This window comes from Dietzia natronolimnaea (genome assembly GCF_002289575.1).
GTDB classification, from domain to species: domain Bacteria; phylum Actinomycetota; class Actinomycetes; order Mycobacteriales; family Mycobacteriaceae; genus Dietzia; species Dietzia natronolimnaea_A.
Genome location: NZ_NTGA01000117.1, coordinates 1 through 311, shown reverse-complemented (window position 1 = coordinate 311; position 311 = coordinate 1). Strand labels below are relative to the sequence as shown.

Below are 311 nucleotides of genomic sequence, written 5' to 3'. Positions count from 1 at the left end.
CGAACATCGCCACGTGCGCCCGAAGCCACGCGTCCTGCTGCATGTCGGTCGATGGCCAGACGAACGCGTACCTGCTGAACGGCAGGCACGCCACGAACAGGTACACCTTCCGCGTCGCCCCGGTGACGGGGTCGGTGAGCTCCATCGTCGGGCCGGACCAGTCGACCTCGACCGTCTGGCCGGCCTTGTGCCCGACGCGTGAGGCGGCGCCGGTGACCATCACGTGTCGTTGGTAGGTCTTGCACCACCGGTCATAGCCCATCGCCGGCGCTCTGGTGGTGGCGCAGCGGTCGGTGTACTCGCCGTGCAGC

1 pseudogene is annotated in these 311 nt (G+C 68.8%); it reads right to left on the bottom strand.

Annotated elements, in window-relative coordinates:
- A pseudogene (locus CEY15_RS17915) lies at positions 1 to 311 on the bottom strand (IS21 family transposase); the annotation flags it as partial.